This window comes from Clostridium sp. CF012 (assembly GCF_018861755.1).
In the GTDB taxonomy this organism is placed as follows: Bacteria; Bacillota; Clostridia; order Clostridiales; family Clostridiaceae; genus Clostridium_AD.
Window position 1 is genome coordinate 250,938 of the sequence record NZ_JAHLEF010000003.1, and the last position, 19,525, is coordinate 270,462.

Genomic DNA, 19,525 nt, shown 5'->3' on the forward strand with positions numbered 1-19,525 from the left:
AATTTGTTATGTCAGGAGTTGAATAAATGAAATATATACTACAAGAGTTTTTAGTGAATTCTATAGAATTGACTGTATTTATACTATTATGGTCAAAGTTTTCTTTTAAAAATGAAAATAATTGGTTTAAAAATTTCTTTATAATTTTAATAGGCGGAAGCATAATGGTTGCGACGACCAGTATGAATGTTTACTTAAATGTATTTATTAATTTTATAAGTCTAATATTTTTAGTTAAATTCACTTATAAAAAACCATTTATCAGAACTACATTAGAATTTGTTATATTTTTTTCTATAAATATAGTTTTGCAATCACTTCTTATTGCTGTTGCTACCTTAATTGGATTTAAATATTCAGATACATTTATAATGAATATTACGCTTATTTTCTTTCAATTAGTTTTAGTCATTTTCACATTAAGATCCGATTTTGCTGAAAAAGCAAGAATTTTTCTCCAAGTAGATTCTAAGATATTATATTATTTTGTAATTAACTTAGGATTATACTCATTATTTTCCAAGTTTATATGGGAATATAATCAAAATATAATATTGAACAATTTACTAGTATATATTTTCATTATAATATTTATGTTATCTACAAACATATTTTTATATTATTATATAATTAAAATAAGCGAAGATAAAAAGGTTTTAGAAGTTCAGAATAAGTATGCCCCTATTTTAATTGATATAGTAGAGGATATAAGACGGAAACAGCATGATTTTAAAAATCATTTAAACACCATAAATGCAATAGTAGAAATATCAAGCCAGCAAGAAGTTAAGCATGAATTAAAGAAGTATATGAGTTCACTTAAATATTCAAATAATCTTATAGAAGATATTCTATATATAGATAATATTATAATTAAAGCTATACTCTATAATAAATTATCTGAAGCGGATAGATTAAATATAAAATTGTTATTTAAGGTTACAAATAATTCATTAGAGAATAGTTTAAATGACTATGAAATTTCTGATGTACTAAATAATCTCTTGGATAATGCTTTTGACGCCATTAAAAATAGTAACAATGATAAAATCGTTATATTAAATATTCTTACTGAAGGAAGTAGTAATATTGTAGAGGTGAAAAATAGTGGAATAACAATAAAACCAAATAATATAAGAAACATTTTTGATATAGGGTTTTCTACTAAAGAAGGAAAAAATAGAGGCTATGGTCTTTACAATATAAAAAGGATAGTTGAAAAAACTGGCAGTGATCTTCAGCTGTTCTTTGAAGATAATTATACTGTTTTTAAAATATCCTTCAAGCAACCTTCTATGGGGAGTAGGTTCCCCACAAAACACAGAATAAATAACATAAGTGTTAATGATTAAATTTCTTTTCATGTTGCTAAATAGCCGTTTTACGTGTTTTGAGTTGTATTAAATCAAAAAAACCATACAATATAAACTAGTAATGTATTTAACATTACATTGCTATAATTATAACAAATTTATTTATTAAAGGAGATCAACCTATGCTTATCGTGCAAAACCTTAGTAAAAAATATTCAAAAGAATTAGTTGTAAATAATATTAGCTTTCAAGTTAATGAAGGTGAAATTGCTATTCTTTTGGGACCAAATGGTGCTGGAAAAAGTACCACAATAAAATGCATTACTGGACTATTAAAATATGAGGGCTATATTGAAATTTGTGGATATAAAAATAAAAGTGTTGAAGCTAAAAAATTGTTTTCCTATGTTCCAGAGGTTCCGGCTATGTTTGATTTACTCACGGTTTATGAGCATATAGAATATATGGCGGCAGCTTATGGAATAAAGGACTATAAAGAAAAGGCGGAAGAATTACTTGAAAGATTTGACCTAAGTGATAAAAGAGGTAAGCTTGGCAAAGAATTGTCAAAAGGTATGATGCAAAAGGTAAGTATTTGTTGCGCCTTACTAACAGCCCCTAAGGTAATATTATTTGATGAGCCCTTAATGGGACTAGATCCTAAAGCAATAAAAGAACTAAAGAAGGCCCTTGTAGAACTCAAAGAAAAAGGCTCTTCTATTTTAATAAGTACTCACATTATAGATAGCGTTGATGAAATTTGGGACAAGGTGTTAATAATGAAAACTGGAAATATAGTTCTATCCGGTACAAAGCAAGAGCTTATGAATAGACATGAGAGCTTAGAAGAACTCTTCTTTGAAGCCACGGAGGATAAAGAATGAAACCATTAATCTATATACTAAAAAAATCCGTGAAAAATGGTTTTCTTGAACTAAAGCGAAAGCCAGCAAAGCTAATTGGCTATCTTGTAGTTTTTATACTTTTGTCTCTAACCCTTATTTTCAATGGCGGTAAAGATGGAAAGCAAGACATTTTAGATCCAGCCTTATACAATGCTATTGTAGGGGTGGTTATTTTACTATTTACCGTGCCGGATCTTTATTCCTCCATAAATAATGGAGCCACTTTTTTTCGTGGTGCAGACATAAACTTGGTGTTTACATCTCCTGCTAGTCCTCAGAAAGTTTTAGTATATGGATTTATAAAACAAATATACACTTCCTTTATAGCAGTATTTTTTATTTTATTTCAAGGCCCTACCCTTTATCGCTTTAGTAATATCAAGTCCTATGGAGTTATTGTAGCTGTCTTTGGCTTATTCCTTATGCTGATTTTCAACTCAATATTAAAGATATTATTATATTCAGTAGCTTCTAAAAGTGTTAAAAATAAATTTTTATTAAAATCCGCTTTTAAAATTTTAGGATCAGTTGTACTTATAGGCTACTTTATAGAATTATATGTGACTAAATCACCAGGAAATGCTATTGTATCCCTCTTAAATATTCCTGCTATTTCTTATATTCCTGTATACGGATGGGTAAGGGCAATTATAATGTCTTCAATGAATGGTATACATCCAACTTTCTTTGTTTACATAGCTCTGATTATAGCGTTTGCTACTCTTTGTTGTTATATAGTTTATTCTATTAAACTAGACTATTATGAAGATGTTTTAGCTTCAACGGAATTAAAAGAAACAGCTATCTCCGCCACCCGTCGGGGCGAAAAAGTATTTATGAAAACTGGCAAAAAGCCTAGAGTAAGAAAAGTTCAGTATACTAAAAAAGGAAAGTTCGCCTCTGCTATATTTTGGAGGCAAATATTGGAGTATAAAAAGACTGGTTTTGCATTTATAAACATAGGGTCTATTATGTATGGAGTTGTAGCCATAACCGCTGGATTATATAGCCCACTAAAGGATTTAAGAATGATTTTAGGTGGAATGATATATCTTCAATTGATCTTTACTTTTGCTAGCAAGTGGCAAAAGGATTTATCAAACCCCTATATTTATATGCTGCCAGATCATGCCTTTAAGAAAGTTATTTATGCTACCACAGTTGATAATTTTAAAAATCTCATTGATGGAACTATCGTATTTGTAATAACAGGCATATTATTTAAAAGTAGTATCCTTCTTATTCTTCTTAATATAATAGCCTTTGTATCAATAGGATCTCTTTTCATATATGGTGGAATTCTTACAAGGAGAATTTTAGGCAGTGGTAATAACATAGTGTTTACCTCTCTTATAAGAATGGCTATCTTAATTCTAATATTAGCACCTGGAATAGTTCTTTTAACTGCATTATATAGTTCTGTGGGAATGCTCCTAGCCTACATGATTTTTATCGCCTATAATCTCATATTTAGCAGTTTAATTTTATTCCTAGGAAAAGGAGTATTTGAAAATATTGAATTGTAGAGTTAGCGAACATAGGCTTTAAAAAAGTTCGACCCAGGTAGCGAAGGGTCGAACTTTTTTACTTGCTTAAAGATAAATATCAGAAAATACAACATTTATCTAATTCCTATCCATACACATTTATTTGAATTTATTTAACTTCTCTATTAATTCATCGAAATTCTTTTTAGCTATGATTTCTCTCTCCTTATAGTTTCCAATTTTTTGTTTATTTAAATTTTCATTTTTTTCTAAATTTACTAACTCTTCTTTTATAGTTTCTTTAAACCTTGGGATGATATTTATTATGTTTTTTACTCCATAAATATATTCATCATCGTAAAGCTTAAAACACTCAAATAAACCTGATGTAAGTCTACCATCTGAAAACATATAAATATATCTATCTCTCATTTCATCTGATAAATCAACTTCAATCTTATCCTTATACAACCTAAAAATAACATCATTCTCCTCAACAAAAATAGGAAATATCATAGAAAAAAGCACCATGTTTTTCTTTTCTTCCTCCATAAAGCCTGAGAAATCATTCTCATTGAGTTTCTCAATTATGTCCTCTGTAAAAATACACTTGCGTATTTCTTTTCCCAATTTACTTCTTAATTTTTGCTCCTTCTCATCAGATAACAGATTATCTATTGAATCAAATAATTTATTTAGTGGGCTTCTAACCTCATCTTTTTTCATAAACAATACCTCCACAATTAAACACATTATATTTATAAACACAATTTAGTTTTCCCTGAAAATATTATATACACTATAAATTTATTTTAAAAACACAAGAAACATCCTCCATAAAATAGGATATAAAAGAACAGCAACAATTCCTGAAATAGCCATAGTTATGCCACTCATCGCTCCCTCTGTTTCGCCTATTTCCATAGCCCTTGCTGTTCCCAGCGCGTGAGAAGATGCACCCATAGCAATTCCCAGTGCAACGCTATCATTAATTTTAAGTGCATTATATAAAAGTGGTCCACAAATTGAACCAATAATTCCTGTCATTATTATAGCTACAACAGTAATTGATGAAATTCCACCTAACTGATTTGATAATGCAATTCCTATAGGTGTTGTTATAGACTTTGGTATCAAGGATTCAATAAGTACATGGTCAAATCCAAATAATTTCGAAAGAAATACCACACATAAAAATCCAGAAATAGCACCGCTAAAAATTCCTATAAGTATTGCAATAGCATTTTTTTTAAATAGTGCAAATTTCTTATACATGGGCAAAGCAAGCGCCACTGTGGCAGGATATAGAAAAAAGGAAATTATTTGGCCTCCCCTATTGTAGTCTTCATATTTAATATGTAATTTTGCAAGAAAAAATATTAATATAATAATGGCTATCATAAGTGGATTGAAAATTGAAAGTTTTCCTTTCTTCTTTATATAAATTCCAATTTCATAAGCCATAAGGGATATTATTACACCAAAAACTGGTGAGGAAATTAGATCATTCATGTTTACATCCACTCCTTAGAAATTTAACTACCAATGCTGTTACAATCCAAACTAAACACGTGGAAACAACAACTATAATGATAAATGGTATCCATTTTCCTTTTAGCACGCCAAAAGCTGTCATTAGACCTACCCCAGCGGGAATAAAGAAAAAAGACATGTTTGATAAAAGAAACTCGCAAAGTTCTTCTATCATTTCAACTTTTACTATCCCTATTTGCAGTCCTAAAAACAGTAAAATAAGCCCAATAACCGCTCCTGGAATTGGTAAATTAAATACTAGTTGTAATACGGTTCCAATTAGATATGGAATCAAAATAATCATTAACTGTCTTAAGTACTTCATTATTTCACCTACTTCTTATATAATATTATCATGTCCAAAACATTAAAACCTATTTAGGTATACCATTTTTTCATTTAACAGTCAAAAGCGAGACATAGAAGTTTAGGGCTTAGTAAACGATAATCATAATTTCATAGATATAGAAATGTCTCATTTACTTACTTTCCCTAAAAAAGTGCTACACACGTTGAAAGTTGGTGGCATTTCGTAATTATTAACAAAAAAGGAATATAAGTAGACTTGCTTAAACGAATCTACTTACATTCCTTTTCAAATTAGGGTTTTATATATCTATTTTTTTCAAGCTTATCTATGCATTTGATAAATTGTACTGTTAATATATTCACTCATACAGTTCCCCCCTATTGAATTAACCCGTACTATAAATACTTTCCAAAAACTCTCTCATCAAATCCAAGCAAATTCCCTTACTATACTCAGCTGTAGACTTCTTATCATCACTAGGTGCTATAATTTTAATATACTCTTTCTCTAAATCTTTTAGAATAATTTGAAGTTCTTCCTTATTAACCCCTTTAAGACTATTTTCAAGCTCTCTGGACCGTACAACTCTAGACCCTACTGCTCCAAATGCCATTCTTATATCCACAATTCTCTCATGTTCCAAAATATAAAGCCCAATAAAAGACGCCTTTGCAAGAGAATTAGATCTTTTTGTGCCTACTTTCTTATAGTAAAATGATTTGAGCCCATTTGTAGGAATTCTAATTTCCACGAGAAGTTCCTCTGATTTTAAATCTTTTTTACCTGGCCCCAAAATAAAATCAGCTACTGCTATTTCTCTTGTTCCACTTAAGGACTCTATTATTAATATAGCGTCTAATGCATATAAAAGTGGTAGTATATCTCCTTCTGAGACCACATTGCATATATTTCCTCCTATGGTAGCAGCATTTCTAATAGTTGGAGATGCCATAGCTAATATTATTTCATTAAAGTAGTCCGGTAATAATATATTTTCTTCTAATTCAGCAAGTGTACAACCAGCTCCAATGAATAAATGCCTTTTATTTATGCTAATATTTTTAAGTTCTTGTAAATGCTTTATGAGGACAATATCACTATCAAAGTCAGATATTCCTCCAGACCATTTCTTTGTTTTTACCATTAAATTAGTGCCACCAGCTAAAATTATGCATTTTCTTTTATTTAAGAGCCCCAAGGCCTCTTCCTTGCTTTTAGGTATAAAAGTTTCTGTCACGGTACTTCCCCCTTTTTGAAGCTAAAGAAATTACTTTATATAATCATATTATACCATGTGTAAAAAGTAAACTTAAAGTAAAAACTCCATGGCTCAGCCATGGAGTTTTTATACATAATTTTATATTTATTAAGATTCAATATTCTCATCGGTTTTTATTTTGTATTCCTCATTCATTAAACCAAATTTATTTAGAATATAGAAAGTAAGTGATAATACAACGCCTGTTATAGCAGCAAATGCCATACCTTTGAACTGAACTTGCCCAACAGTAATACTAGCACCACTTACCCCAACAACAAATGTAACCGCACCTAAAACCATATTATAATTTTTACTAAAGTCAACTTTTTGCTCAACAAACATTCTAATACCTTGAACAGCTATTATCCCATAAAGAAGCATTGTAATGCCTCCCATAACTGGTGCCGGAATTGAAGATATGGCAGCAGCTATTTTACCTATGCAAGAGAAACAAATTGCAAGTATTGCAGCTCCTCTTATTACCCATACAGAATAAACACCTGTAATAGCCATTACACCAATATTTTCTCCGTAGGTTGTATTTGGCGGTGAACCTGTAAATCCTGAAATTACGTTACTGATACCATCTCCAAGTAATGAACGGTGGAGTCCGGGATCCTTCATTAAATTTGCTCCGGTTATTTTTCCAGTTACTATCAAATGACTGATATGTTCTGCAAAAACAACTATAAATGCAGGAGCCATTATAGCTATGGCACCAATATCAAACACCGGAGCCTGGAATTTGGGTAAAGCAAACCATGGTGCAGCCGCTATTGCAGCAGTATCAACCATTCCCATAAAAAGAGCAAGGATATATCCCAGTATTACAGCTGTAAGTATTGGTATGACTTGAAAAAATCCTTTAAAAATAATAGATCCAATTATTCCAACGCCCAATGTAAAAAGAGATACAATCAAAACATTAGGTACGACAACATATGGCAAAACTACCTTGCCTACAGCTGTTGCTGCAGGAGCTAGGCCCGCCTGTACCGCTGCAATTGGTGCAAGTTCAAGTCCAATAATCGCAACAACTGCGCCCATAACAGCTGGAGGCATTACGACATCAATCCATTTTATTCCAAATCGTTTCACAATAAAGGACATTAATATAAAGAATAGACCAAAACAAATAAATCCTGCCTGCGCGTGACTAAATCCTCCATATGATCCAATAATTAAGAAAGTTGGTGCTAGGAAAGCAAAGCTCGAACCAAGGTATGCTGGTATTCCGCCCTTAGTAACAACGCTGTAAATAAGTGTGCCCACACCATTCATAAGTAAAGCTATTGCAGGATTTATTCCAAATAGAATTGGTACTAGAATGGTGGCGCCAAACATTGCTGTCAAGTGTTGGAAACTGAGAGGTATAGTCTCTAGGATTGGTAGTTTGTCTTGAATTCCTACGATACGTTTCATTGTTTCACACTCCTTCTAAATATTTACGGATAAATAATTATTTAAAACAGTGCAATAAACTCTGGGTATAATTCACTGCACTGCAAATAAATCCATTAGATGGCAGGTTACTTATTTAGTGCTGCATATATTTTATTTGCTGTAAATGGCGTCTCAAATATCTCAACACCCGTGGCATCCGATATGGCATTTCCTATGGCGGAGGTTACCGAAATCATTGGGTGTTCTGCGCAGCCCCTTGCACCGTAAGGTCCATCAAGTTGTGGTGTTTCTACAAAATGAAGTTCTATGCCTCCTGGTAAATCCTGCATTGTTGGAATTTTATAATCCACGAAGCTTTTAGTTAATAATTTACCCTCTGAATTATAGATCATGATTTCTGACAATGCTGTTCCTATACCTTGTATTATTCCTCCAGTTACTTGCCCCTTAACCAACATTTCATTCATAACCTTTCCAATATCAAGAGCAGATACTACCTTTAAAATTTCCACATCCCCTGTATGGGTATTTACTTCAACCTCAATGGCATGAGCACCAAATGTCCAGTCAAGAGCTGGAAGTCCCTGCCCTGTTTCTTTATCCAAAATTGTTAACCCTTGTGCAATGCTCTTTCCCCTTCCTATAAGGGGTCCCCCAATGGAGTTTCCATTTGGATATGAATATCCCACTGCTATTTTGTCATAGTATAATTTATTCTCTGGCCGCTGCTTAACATAAACACATTCATCACCTATTTCAAGTTCATGGTGGGCCGCATGTAATACAACTGCTGCTAGCTCAAAAATCTGCTCCATCATATCATCACAGGCTTCAATTATGGCATTGCCAGCTAGAACTGTCATACGAGACGCAACAGTCTGCCAATCATATGGTGCAGTATCTGTATTTGTATCAGCTACCACATGAATTTTCTCAAGGGGTATATGGAGCCTTTCTCCAATTATCTGGCCAAGTGCTGTATAGGTACCCTGACCCATATCTATTCCTCCAACATTATACCTTATGGACCCGTCCTCATTCATTTGAATTATAGCTGATGAGGCTGAATTCGTTGGCATAGCTGGTGCCTTATGAAGTACTGCTATCCCCTTACCTCTATATTTACCACTACTGAATTCTAATGCTTTTTCTTCTTTCGTTTTAGTTTTTTTCCATTCAATTCCCTTTGCTACTATGCTTAGGCACTTACTAACATCTCCAGAGTTTTCTGTTATAAGTTCTCCAGTAATTGTTTTTGACCCTGGCTTTAATAAATTTTTAAGCCTAAATTCCAGTGAATCCATACCGAGTTTTTTTGCTATAAGTTCTCTTTGACGCTCTACTGCCCAAAAAAACTCTGCATGTCCAAATCCTCTATATGCCGTACCAAATATATGGTTTGTATAAACGGTATAGGAATCAACCTTTACATTATCTATTTCATATGGTCCCGCTGCGGAATAACCCGATGCTCTTCCAATATTTACGCCATAATCAGCATATGCTCCAGCATCCCATAAATACTCGATTTCCTCTGCTATAATTTTACCATCTGACCTAACACCTGTCTTAATCCTAGCTGTTAAACCTTGTCTGCAAGGCATTGTTGATATTTCCTCTTCCCTAGTAGCAATAAATTTAACAGGTCTTCCCTTTGCTGCTCTAGATAATAGTGCAATTAGTGGTTCAATATGAATTCCCGATTTCCCACCAAACCCTCCACCTATATAGGGAACTGTTACTTCAATATTTTGTATTGGAACTCCCAGTGCTATGCTAAATAAAGTACGAATTGCATAGGGCGATTGGGCACTACTCCATATCTTGATTTTATCTCCTAAGCCCCATTTTGCTATAACTGAGTGTGTTTCCATTGGGATATGAAGTACTTGAGGTACATCAAATTTATTCTCAACTATAAAGTCTGACTCTTCGAAACCTTTATCTATATCCCCTTTTCTTAGCTTAAAATGATTTGCTTTATTAGTACCGGCCTGAGGAAAGAAAACATTTGGAATTGTTTTATAATTACCCAGATCCTCATGTACTAGTATAGCGTCAGGCTTTATTGCTTCCTCAACGTCTTGTAATACTGGTAGAAGTTCATATTCAACTTTAATAAGCTCAATGGCTCTTTCTGCAGTATCAATATCAACTGCAGCAACCGCAGCAACTGCTTCCCCAAAATACCTTACCTTACCAACTGCAAGGATTGGTCTATCTACAATATATATCCCCAATTTTTGAAAGGCTTCCATGCCAGTTAAAACTGCTCTAACCCCAGGTAATTTTTCTGCGAGACTTACGTCGATACTCTTAATTATTGCATGTGCGTAGGGACTTGTTTTTATTTTTGCATAAAGCATAGCAGGTAATTTTATATCTTGAACATACTGTGCTTCTCCCGTTACCTTTTCTATTCCATCCGTCCTTGGTACACTTTTACCTACAAAATTATATTCCATGTTCTTCACCTTCACTTGCAGCGGCTTCAACAGACTCTATAATAGTCTCATAGCCAGTACATCTACATAGATTACCTTGCATAGCTTCTTTTATCTCTTCCCTATTTGGGTTTGGTTTATTATTTAGCAAGGCCCTAGCAGACATAATCATTCCGGGTGTACAGAATCCACACTGAAGACCATTATGTTTTATAAATGCTCTCTGAAGATTTGATAAATGACCATTCCTAGCCTCTCCCTCAATTGTACGAACGTCTCCTTCTGCCGCTTCCATTGCCATTACCAAACAGGAATTTACAGACTTTCCATTTAAAATAATAGTGCAAGCACCACATTCTCCGGCTCCGCATCCTTCTTTAGTTCCTGTAAGACCTAAGTCCTCTCTTAAGAACCTAAGTAGAGTGCTATTTGAAGATACTTCTGCAAAAACTTCATCTCCATTTACAAACAAATGTAATTTCTCCTTCATAATTAATTCGCCCCCCCGAGATTCCTAAGAATTTCACTTGTCAAATATTCTACCATGGTTATCCTATACTCTTTAGTTGCACGTACATCGCTTATTGGCTTTATTTTACTAATAATATTATCAGTAATTTCTTTAATGCTATTTGTAATCTCTTCTTTTCTATAGTTTCTAAAATCTTCAATTAATATTGGTGTTGGTGCAACTGCACCTAGAGATATTTTAAGTGTTCCGTCATTTTTTAAAAATGCTCCCACACTTATTTGTGCAAGGTCATGACCCTTTATTCTTGATTTTTTAAGATACCTTCCTGTACCCACTGTGGGTGGAAAAATAATTCTTGTTACAATTTCATTTCCTTTTATGGCGTTTTTCTTTACTCCAAGAAAAAATTCCCTTAAGGGTATTTCTCTTTTACCATTTACTGAATAAGCTTCAACCCTGCCTTCAAGTACTAAAGACGCTGGTAGCATATCACCACCCGGTGAGGAATTGCAAATATTTCCTATCAACGTTGCTCTATTTCTAAGCAAACTATTTGCAAGTGTTTTTGCAGCCTCCACTAGAATGCTGTAATTTGTTTTTACGTCACCCGACTCTATTATGTCATTTAAACATACTGCTGCACCTATGGACAGTCCATTTGAATCAGTATAAGTAATATTCGAAAGTTCCTTTATTGCTTTAATATCAATTAAATATTTACATATTATTGCTCTATCCTTCAGTGCTATGATTATGTCTGTCCCTCCCGCTAGAACCTTTCCATCATTTCCGTACAAATCTAACAGTTTGGCTGCCTCATTTAAGGTTTCTGGCCTTAGATACCTAATATCCTGCAATTTAATCCCTCCCATTTTTATAAAATCCTATCATTAATAGCCATCTTAAATTTTAAAAATAATAAATTTAAGATGGCTTTTTTAACACTTAATAAGGAGTTATTTACTTATTCATAGTATCTTTAGTACTCTGGTAATCCTGCAAGAGATACGACCCATTGCATTTATGTTTATAGGGACAGTTAATAAAAAATTAAAGCGCCGTCTCCTTTGACAACCAATACTTACTAACTGTCCCTAGTGTTAGTAGTGTTAGTAGTACTAGTAGTGTTAAACAAATAAAAACATGTGGACTATTATATAGCTTTGAAGATAAATCCAAAATGATCCTTGCCAATGCCTTCTTTTACAACTCCAACTGTTGATATAAGTTTCATCCCTATCTCAGGGTTTTCCACTTCAAGTTGTCCTGTTACAACAAGGCCATTTGTGAATTTAACAATTCCAAAACCCATATATGGTTTCATATAACCCTCTGGAAGATTATATACTTTCGTATAGGTCACAAGGGTTACTTCACCCCCTAATGGAACTTCTTCAAACTCTCTATTTACACAGTTTTTACATACATAATGCTTAGGATGATGAAGTTCACCACAAGCTGTGCATTTATAAGCATACATTTTTTCCTCCATGATTATTCCTCCTCCTTAGTGAGTATCGTTGCAACAACATTATTTCCGAAACCACCAAAGTTAACACAAAGACCAGCTTTAGCACCTTCTACTTGACGTCCTGCAGCTTCTCCCCTTAGTTGCTTTACAATTTCTACAACCTGGGAAACTCCAGTTGCTCCAAGTGGATGTCCCTTTGCTTTTAAGCCCCCTGAAGTATTAATTGGCATACTACCTCCAATCTTTGTTTCTCCATTTCGAGCTGCTATATGCCCCTCACCCCTTTTGAAAAATCCAACCTCTTCCGATTCAACTATCTCTAGTATTTGGAAGGCATCATGAAGCTCTGCTACATCAATATCTTGCGCTGTAAGTCCTGCCATTTTATATGCCATTTGTGCTGCAAGACGAACAGCCAGTAAATCCGTAGGTACTTCTCTTTCAGCTACTGCATGCGTATCTGTGGCTGAGCCTATGCCTGCTATTTTTATTGGTTTTTTAATAAATCTATCTGCCTTGTCCATGGCACATAATAAAACTGCTGCTGACCCGTCAGATACAGGACAACAATGATACATTCGAAGTGGCTCTGCAACGTATGGATTCATTATATGTGCATCCTCATCCTCTGTTATGCAATAAAGATTAGGCACCACATGTATATGTGCTACTGGGTTATGAACTGCATTCTCGTGATTCTTAACTGCTACTATTGATAAATCCTTTTCAGTTATCCCATACTTCTCCATACATAATTTTGTAAAAAGTCCTGCGAAGGCTGGAAGTGTTAGTCCATAGTTATATTCAGCCTCTGGGTGTAGCATAGTGGCAACGAAATCCGTTCCTTCCCAGCCGCTAACAACCCTCATCATTTCTCCACCAACTACAAGCACACAGTCACACATACCACTGGCTATAGCCATATATCCAAGTTTTATAGCCGATGCTCCCGAGGCTGGCCCATTTTCTATCGTTTCAGCCATTGCTGGTCTTAAGTTCAAATAATCCACAAGTGCTGATGCGATACCACTTTGTTTATTAAGGATACCTGCACCCATTGTTGCTACAAAAACCTGATCAATCCCATGTCCAATACCTGTTTTTACACCAGCATCATCTAGTGCCTGGACTGCGGCCATACTAAGCAAGTCAGAAAACGTTCCGCCTGACATTTTACCGAATTTACTATGACCTACTCCTACAATACCAACTTCTCTCATCTTTTATACCCTGGAATTTGAGAATAAGTTTCTGGTAGAATTGGATGATCTGCAGTTTTAAGTAATTCTTCCTTCACAGGACGGCGGCCACCGAGTTTAGTTCCTTTATGCTTTTCCCACAAGGCTTTAGTTAACACATATGTTGGTACTCCACCTAGCTCATGCCAAATTTCTGGTCTTGATTCAAGCTCATATTCAATCATCCATCTCTTAAATCCATTTGGACTTTCAGCAACGATCCAGACTTCTTCTTGATTTAGAAAATCTAAATGATATTCCATTTTTGCTGCAAATAATTGTGCTCCAATTCTAAGTCCTTGTTTTAATGTCATGGTATGATAGGACATTCCTACCTTTTCATCAACCATACGACCATTAACAATTCCGACCAAAATTCCATCTATTGTTCCAATTAAGCAATATTCATCTTTTACTCTATATCTGTAGTAACCTAAAAGTTCAGAGTATATTCTAGATGCAACAATATCATAAAAGTCAGCCTCAACTGTCATAAGTGGCTTTACCGCTTCTAAAATGTGTGGTACTTCTTCCCTTTTGATTTGACGAATTACTAATTTTTCTCCAGTGGCCATTGTAATATACTTAGCTGGATAAGGCACCATTTGTGACTCTACTGGCCTAAGGCTTTGTTCCATTTTATCTACTATCATTGTTTATCATCCTTTCATATCTATATTTTTTTCATTTCTTTAGAGTTTATCTGGTTCTTGCAACAGTTTTTGTTTTATTAAAAACTACTCTGCATCAAAGGCAACTATACGGGATATACAGGATTCTCCACCTTCAAATCTCCATGGGAAACATCCTATTATTAGTCGCCTGCCAAGTACCTTATCAATATCTCCACCAAGATTTTCAGCATGAATAATGTTAAGAGGGAATAGGTCATAATGCATAAATTGATAATCATCCTCTGGCCAGAAATCTTCAATACCTTTACCGTCATATTTAGCTTTTAAGTATTTATCTGCACGTCTTGCTTCTTTCGGAGCCCATTCACGAATCTTTGTGTTCATTGGATGATCTGCCGAACCACAGTCTACACCTATCCATTTAAATTCCATTTCTTTACACCAATCAGCAAATTCCTTTGTAGGCCCTGGATGTCTCATCATTACTCTTTCCTCGTCTGCTTCCGGTTCATCCCAGCCATATTTATGATAGCCAGTGTGTATAATTAAAATATCACCTTTTCTAACATCTGCTCTATCCATTATGTCCTTTGAAGTATAAATTCCATAATCCTCAGCTATATCTGATATATCAACAACAACTCCAGGTGCCACAAGTTCCTCTAGTGGGATACTTGCTATATCTCTTCCATGTGTACAAAAATGTAGTGAACCATCAAGATGAGTACCAACATGATTTGAGTGAGTTAGTACTTGACCATTTGCGCCATTGGATGACAGTCTTTTGAAAAACTTGATTTCAAGTGGCTCATAGGTTGGCCATGCTGGTGTTAAATGACTAATTTTTTGAGTTAAATCATACATTTTCACATTTTTAAAAGCATCAATAATATTCATAATATACCCTCCATTTATAATAAATTATTTTAAATATTTTTCACAATAAAAGAAGTAAGTGCATCTTCAAAACATTTCATTGGTGGATGAACTACACCTGCTCCTACTTGGCCAATACCGGCTCTATTGCAAGCAATTCCAGTATTTATTACAGGTAATATCCTTGTTTCAATAACTTTTCTAATATCAATTCCAGTTGGTGTTCCCCTAAAATTCATATTTGGTATTTTAAAGGCATTATTTTCGCCGCAGGTAATTTCATACATACTAGTTGTATAATTTATAGCATCCTTTGGTGTTCCCCCTACAAATTGAACAATTGCTGGGGCAGTTGCCATGGCAAACCCACCTATTCCTGCTGTTTCTGTTATGCAGCTATCTCCAAGGTCAGGGTTCGCATCCTTTTCCTCAAAGCCTGGGAAATAAAGACCTTCCACCAGTTCACAAGGTGCAGTAAACCATTCATCGAAAGTACCAGCCATTCTAATTCCAAAATCCGTACCATTCCTGGACATGGTGTAAACTACTGTACTGTATTCTATATTTTCAAGTGGGTCTAAGCTGCATTTGCATGCTGGCATAGAGATATTTAAGAAAAAATGATCATTTTTATCTATGAAAGTGAGCACATCCGCTTTTATATCGTCTGAAAACTTAGTTTTGACTATAAACGGTGCCAGTTCCCTAAATAATAGTGATGTTCCTGCTTTATTTCTGTTATGTCCCTCATCACCCATTTGAATCATTTGTGCAAGTATTGTTTTAACATCTATACTACCCTTTAAAATCATAGCGGCCTTAATTACAGGTGCTAGGATTTTTTCCATCCAGTCTAGTTTTTCAATTACCTCTGGGCTAAAAGCTCCAAACCTTAGAACTTTCCCCAGCCCCTCGTTTAGTGTACAATATGCATAATTTCCGAAGGTTTTGTTTTGAAGCTTCCAAACAGGCATTGAATAGGTTACAACCCCTGCCATAGGACCTACTGTATTGTGATGATGACATGGATCAAATATAATTTCTCCAGACTCTGCTAGTTTTTTTGCCTCTTCTTCGTTTGTAGCAAGCTTTTCATATATTAATCCGCCTATTATAGCGCCCTTAACTGGCTCACTCATTCTATCCCATGTTATTGGTGGCCCTGCGTGAAGAATTGTATGTTTTGTCATTCCTGGAATATCAATACCAGCCTGACCTATACCAACAATTATTGGCTCAGCTGAAAGTAACCTCTCCATTGCAACCTTGTTTGCACTTTCAATTTTTTCGCTTATGCTCGCTTCTTCCAAAGCAGAAAGTTCCATACTTGCCTGGGTTGGTGGTCTCCAATTAACATGCATACTCTTTACATTTTGCTGCTTTAAGTCTTTCTGAAAAGACTCTAGTCCCATATTTATAACCATAAGTTTCTTACTGAATAATTTATTTATCGCGGTCATCTTCCATCCCTCCTTTATATTTTATTTAATTTTCCAAGAATTAATGAAGTTAGTTTAACAGCTTGAGCATTAGAAGGCATTAGTATAACTCCTGCTTTTTCCAGTTTTTCACTTTGGGATTTGTAGTTTTGAGGGTCGACCTCAGTACCACATATATACCCAATTACACATAAATATTTATTTTTGTCTTTCATAACTTTCTTTGCATTTATTATAGTTTCAAGCATTTCTCCCGCTGGATCTACGTTTGATCCATAACCCAGCACAAAATCCATAAGTACTATGGCAACTTCATCGTCCGCAGCTTCCTTTGGAAGCCTTTCGACCCTAGCCACTGGATCTATCATAGGATGTGGCTTTCCAACAGTGAAGTCATCGTCACCGAGATCAATGCATGTGTGTTCGAAGCTAATGTGTACATCCGCAAGTCTAAGCTCTGGTGATAATGGAATATTAGAGTATATCCTATAGCCCTGCGTGCGTAGCATCTTCATTGCCTCATCTGCCAAGGTTCCACCGGTATATAGTGCTCTTAAATATTTCTGACCCTTACTAAATTTTTCGCATTCGCCTTGGACAATTTCATTAATCTCCACATCTGTTAGCGTAAAGCCAGTAAAATCTTCAATTTTCTCTCCCTTTGACAACAATACTGCTTTTCTTGCTGCGTCCTCTAGATCCACACTTGAATATGCACCATGCTTTTCGATTTCGATTCTATCTCCACCTATAAAGCTCGCAACAACTGGCTTGTCAGTGTTTTTCACCATATTTAATATTTTTTCAGCTACCTCTGGTGCTGGTGGTTTAGATATTAAAACTATAACCTTTGTATCGTAGTCATCGATTAAGGCTTTAAATCCCTCAATCATCATAATTCCACCAACTTCGCTTTTAAGATCTCTTCCTCCTGTACCAATTACTTGGGATACACCCCCACCCATCTTATCTATAATGACCGTAATCTCCTGTGTTCCTGTACCAGATGCTCCCACGACACCTATATCTCCCCGCCTAACAACGTTTGCAAAACAAAGGGGTACTCCATTGATAATTGCAGTTCCACAGTCCGGTCCCATAACTAAGAGTCCCTTATCTCTACCTATTTTCTTTAATTCAATTTCTTCCTCTACCGTAACATTGTCACTGAAAAGCATTACATGAAGATTATCATTTAATGCTCTTTTCGCCTCACAGGCCGCATATTTTCCAGGCAAGGATATAATTGCCATGTTAGCATCCTTTAGACGCTTAACTGCAGCGCTAAGCGTTGTTGGTTTATATTCTATTGCTGAGTCATCCTTGTCCGCCTTAGCATTTAATAATTCATCAACCTTTTTAATAATCATTTCTTTTGAATTTTCATCATCGCTTACCGCAGCTATGAAAAAATCATTAGGTGTTAATCCCCTTATTTCATCATTTGCTAAACTCAGATTTTCTGTTAATTCTTTATTCAAATCTGTACCCATTCCAACAATAACTTCTTTTACATTTGGCATTTTTTTAATTTCCTTAGTTATTAGCATGAGTGTCACTGAATCATAGTAAGTATTTTTTCTAATATCCGCGCAGTGATTCATTTAACCAAAACCCCCTATACTTTAAATTAGTCATGATCCTAAGTCCCATATAGATTCCGAGTGCTGTGTCAGTTCCTGATGTTTCACCGTATCCAATAGCATCAATTAACGCTTTAATAATACGTCTATGATTTTCATCATCATCATTATTATCAAAATTTAAAATTACTGCCATTAGATTAAGTACATACTCATTTGTCTCACCCGCTGATGAATGCTTTAACATTTCAGAGCTAACTCTAGTTGTTTTATCTAAGCTTGAGCTAATGATTTTACTATTAAATTCATATATTCGCTTCTGACTTAATTTATAATAACTTCCCATATATATATATGTAATCATTACACCGCTAATAAAATCATCCATTGCTGGTGTAAGTCCACATCCAAAACCTATAACTGTCCGTGCCGCGGGTCCTATTCCATCCATATCTACTTTTATCAAATCATTAATGAAATTCATAAACCTATCCACTATAAATTCAAAGCTTTTATCAAAAGGACATTCATGAAAAGAAACTAATTGAAGTTCTGGTAGTTTACCTGCAAGCATATTTATGAGTGGACCCATACCATCAAGCTTTCCAAGTTTTCTTAGACCTTTCTCAATGATCTTTATGTTCTCTAAAAGTTGATTCTCCGAACATCCTGACGCATTAGCTTCAGCAAGTGAAGACCACTTTTTAGCATTATTCATAGTTATAAATAAATTCACTTGTGTACAATAAATTTTACTTTCACTAAATTCAAATATCAGACCTTTTGTTATATTAAGATCTTTAAAATCAACTTGCTCTCCGCCATCCACAATCACACTCATTGGAGACATTTTCTTCCCTTCAGTCAAAAGTGTTATAAATAATTCATCACATTCAATATTGCATGCATTTTTAAAGACAGAATGAACATGTCCTTGTAATTTCCCTCCTTTCAAAATGATCTTTTGGAGATTTCCACATACAAATAATCCCTTCACTAAAACCATCCCTTTACTATAAATCTTACTATTAAATTTCTATTTTTATTCATTAATTCCTTTATATGTATTTAACAATCATTCTATTATTTCATTGTTAACAATTACTAACATACTTAAAATAACTAACATATATTTAAATATATTGTAAATTTAT

18 protein-coding genes are annotated in these 19,525 nt (G+C 34.4%); 3 read left to right on the forward strand and 15 right to left on the reverse strand.

What is annotated here, in order from left to right; genetic code table 11:
- Positions 1-26 precede the first annotated feature (26 nt).
- The 3 genes from KPL50_RS05375 to KPL50_RS05385 all read left to right on the forward strand — a co-directional run bounded on the left by KPL50_RS05375 (position 27) and on the right by KPL50_RS05385 (position 3,744).
- On the forward strand, positions 27-1,352 hold the full coding sequence (locus KPL50_RS05375) for a sensor histidine kinase (RefSeq protein ID WP_216297424.1): 1,326 nt from the start codon (positions 27-29) through the stop codon (positions 1,350-1,352).
- A gap of 143 nt (positions 1,353-1,495) precedes the next feature.
- Positions 1,496-2,197, forward strand: a complete 702-nt coding sequence (locus KPL50_RS05380) for an ABC transporter ATP-binding protein (protein ID WP_216297425.1) — start codon at positions 1,496-1,498, stop codon at positions 2,195-2,197.
- The gene (locus KPL50_RS05385) at positions 2,194-3,744 is read left to right on the forward strand and encodes a putative ABC exporter domain-containing protein (RefSeq protein ID WP_216297426.1); all 1,551 of its coding nucleotides are present in this window, start codon (positions 2,194-2,196) and stop codon (positions 3,742-3,744) included. Before KPL50_RS05380 ends, KPL50_RS05385 begins: the two co-directional genes overlap by 4 nt.
- Positions 3,745-3,864: 120 nt before the next feature.
- On the opposite strand, the gene KPL50_RS05390 is transcribed toward KPL50_RS05385, so the two are convergent.
- The 15 genes from KPL50_RS05390 to KPL50_RS27695 all read right to left on the reverse strand — a co-directional run bounded on the left by KPL50_RS05390 (position 3,865) and on the right by KPL50_RS27695 (position 19,368).
- Positions 3,865-4,431: a hypothetical protein gene (locus KPL50_RS05390; protein WP_216297427.1), complete on the reverse strand. Its 567-nt coding sequence runs from the start codon at positions 4,429-4,431 to the stop codon at positions 3,865-3,867.
- An 81-nt stretch (positions 4,432-4,512) separates the two neighbouring features.
- Positions 4,513-5,217: an LrgB family protein gene (locus KPL50_RS05395; protein WP_216297428.1), complete on the reverse strand. Its 705-nt coding sequence runs from the start codon at positions 5,215-5,217 to the stop codon at positions 4,513-4,515.
- The gene (locus tag KPL50_RS05400; protein WP_216297429.1) at positions 5,210-5,563 is read right to left on the reverse strand and encodes a CidA/LrgA family protein; all 354 of its coding nucleotides are present in this window, start codon (positions 5,561-5,563) and stop codon (positions 5,210-5,212) included. The genes KPL50_RS05395 and KPL50_RS05400 overlap by 8 nt, the downstream gene beginning before the upstream one ends.
- Positions 5,564-5,933: 370 nt before the next feature.
- The gene (locus KPL50_RS27690; RefSeq protein WP_216297430.1) at positions 5,934-6,785 is read right to left on the reverse strand and encodes a xanthine dehydrogenase family protein subunit M; all 852 of its coding nucleotides are present in this window, start codon (positions 6,783-6,785) and stop codon (positions 5,934-5,936) included.
- A gap of 129 nt (positions 6,786-6,914) precedes the next feature.
- The gene (uraA, locus tag KPL50_RS05410; RefSeq protein WP_216297431.1) at positions 6,915-8,231 is read right to left on the reverse strand and encodes a uracil permease; all 1,317 of its coding nucleotides are present in this window, start codon (positions 8,229-8,231) and stop codon (positions 6,915-6,917) included.
- A gap of 107 nt (positions 8,232-8,338) precedes the next feature.
- The gene (locus tag KPL50_RS05415; RefSeq protein ID WP_216297432.1) at positions 8,339-10,678 is read right to left on the reverse strand and encodes a xanthine dehydrogenase family protein molybdopterin-binding subunit; all 2,340 of its coding nucleotides are present in this window, start codon (positions 10,676-10,678) and stop codon (positions 8,339-8,341) included.
- Entirely contained in the window at positions 10,668-11,147 is a 480-nt protein-coding gene (locus KPL50_RS05420) for a (2Fe-2S)-binding protein (RefSeq protein WP_216297433.1), read from the reverse strand. Before KPL50_RS05420 ends, KPL50_RS05415 begins: the two co-directional genes overlap by 11 nt.
- A 2-nt stretch (positions 11,148-11,149) precedes the next feature.
- Positions 11,150-11,986, reverse strand: coding sequence for a xanthine dehydrogenase family protein subunit M (locus KPL50_RS05425; RefSeq protein ID WP_216297434.1), 837 nt, complete (start codon positions 11,984-11,986; stop codon positions 11,150-11,152).
- A gap of 296 nt (positions 11,987-12,282) precedes the next feature.
- Positions 12,283-12,621 (reverse strand): Zn-ribbon domain-containing OB-fold protein, encoded by a 339-nt coding sequence (locus KPL50_RS05430; RefSeq protein ID WP_216297435.1) that lies wholly within the window; start codon positions 12,619-12,621, stop codon positions 12,283-12,285.
- Between the two features lie 2 nt (positions 12,622-12,623).
- A complete protein-coding gene (locus KPL50_RS05435; protein ID WP_216297436.1) occupies positions 12,624-13,820 on the reverse strand; it encodes an acetyl-CoA acetyltransferase in 1,197 nt (398 codons plus the stop codon).
- A complete protein-coding gene (locus KPL50_RS05440; RefSeq protein WP_216297437.1) occupies positions 13,817-14,491 on the reverse strand; it encodes a hypothetical protein in 675 nt (224 codons plus the stop codon). Before KPL50_RS05440 ends, KPL50_RS05435 begins: the two co-directional genes overlap by 4 nt.
- An 84-nt stretch (positions 14,492-14,575) precedes the next feature.
- The gene (locus KPL50_RS05445) at positions 14,576-15,370 is read right to left on the reverse strand and encodes a cyclase family protein (protein WP_216297438.1); all 795 of its coding nucleotides are present in this window, start codon (positions 15,368-15,370) and stop codon (positions 14,576-14,578) included.
- A gap of 29 nt (positions 15,371-15,399) precedes the next feature.
- Positions 15,400-16,809 carry a DUF1116 domain-containing protein gene (locus KPL50_RS05450; RefSeq protein WP_216297439.1) on the reverse strand — a complete coding sequence of 470 codons (1,410 nt, stop codon included), beginning with the start codon at positions 16,807-16,809 and terminating at the stop codon, positions 15,400-15,402.
- 14 nt (positions 16,810-16,823) lie between these two features.
- Entirely contained in the window at positions 16,824-18,392 is a 1,569-nt protein-coding gene (fdrA, locus tag KPL50_RS05455; protein WP_216297440.1) for an acyl-CoA synthetase FdrA, read from the reverse strand.
- A complete protein-coding gene (locus KPL50_RS27695; RefSeq protein ID WP_216297441.1) occupies positions 18,370-19,368 on the reverse strand; it encodes a DUF2877 domain-containing protein in 999 nt (332 codons plus the stop codon). Before KPL50_RS27695 ends, fdrA begins: the two co-directional genes overlap by 23 nt.
- Positions 19,369-19,525 lie beyond the last annotated feature (157 nt).

Excerpts from the sequence above, each read along its gene's own strand:
- KPL50_RS05415 (WP_216297432.1), bottom strand. The coding sequence starts at position 10,678 with ATGGAATATAATTTTGTAGGTAAAAGTGTACCAAGGACGGATGGAATA.
- KPL50_RS05390 (WP_216297427.1), bottom strand. The coding sequence starts at position 4,431 with ATGAAAAAAGATGAGGTTAGAAGCCCACTAAATAAATTATTTGATTCA.
- KPL50_RS05435 (WP_216297436.1), bottom strand. The coding sequence starts at position 13,820 with ATGAGAGAAGTTGGTATTGTAGGAGTAGGTCATAGTAAATTCGGTAAA.
- KPL50_RS05420 (WP_216297433.1), bottom strand. The coding sequence starts at position 11,147 with ATGAAGGAGAAATTACATTTGTTTGTAAATGGAGATGAAGTTTTTGCA.
- KPL50_RS05440 (WP_216297437.1), bottom strand. The coding sequence starts at position 14,491 with ATGATAGTAGATAAAATGGAACAAAGCCTTAGGCCAGTAGAGTCACAA.
- KPL50_RS05445 (WP_216297438.1), bottom strand. The coding sequence starts at position 15,370 with ATGAATATTATTGATGCTTTTAAAAATGTGAAAATGTATGATTTAACT.
- KPL50_RS05375 (WP_216297424.1), top strand. The coding sequence starts at position 27 with ATGAAATATATACTACAAGAGTTTTTAGTGAATTCTATAGAATTGACT.
- uraA (WP_216297431.1), bottom strand. The coding sequence starts at position 8,231 with ATGAAACGTATCGTAGGAATTCAAGACAAACTACCAATCCTAGAGACT.
- KPL50_RS05385 (WP_216297426.1), top strand. The coding sequence starts at position 2,194 with ATGAAACCATTAATCTATATACTAAAAAAATCCGTGAAAAATGGTTTT.
- fdrA (WP_216297440.1), bottom strand. The coding sequence starts at position 18,392 with ATGAATCACTGCGCGGATATTAGAAAAAATACTTACTATGATTCAGTG.
- KPL50_RS05400 (WP_216297429.1), bottom strand. The coding sequence starts at position 5,563 with ATGAAGTACTTAAGACAGTTAATGATTATTTTGATTCCATATCTAATT.
- KPL50_RS05395 (WP_216297428.1), bottom strand. The coding sequence starts at position 5,217 with ATGAATGATCTAATTTCCTCACCAGTTTTTGGTGTAATAATATCCCTT.
- KPL50_RS05430 (WP_216297435.1), bottom strand. The coding sequence starts at position 12,621 with ATGGAGGAAAAAATGTATGCTTATAAATGCACAGCTTGTGGTGAACTT.
- KPL50_RS05450 (WP_216297439.1), bottom strand. The coding sequence starts at position 16,809 with ATGACCGCGATAAATAAATTATTCAGTAAGAAACTTATGGTTATAAAT.
- KPL50_RS05380 (WP_216297425.1), top strand. The coding sequence starts at position 1,496 with ATGCTTATCGTGCAAAACCTTAGTAAAAAATATTCAAAAGAATTAGTT.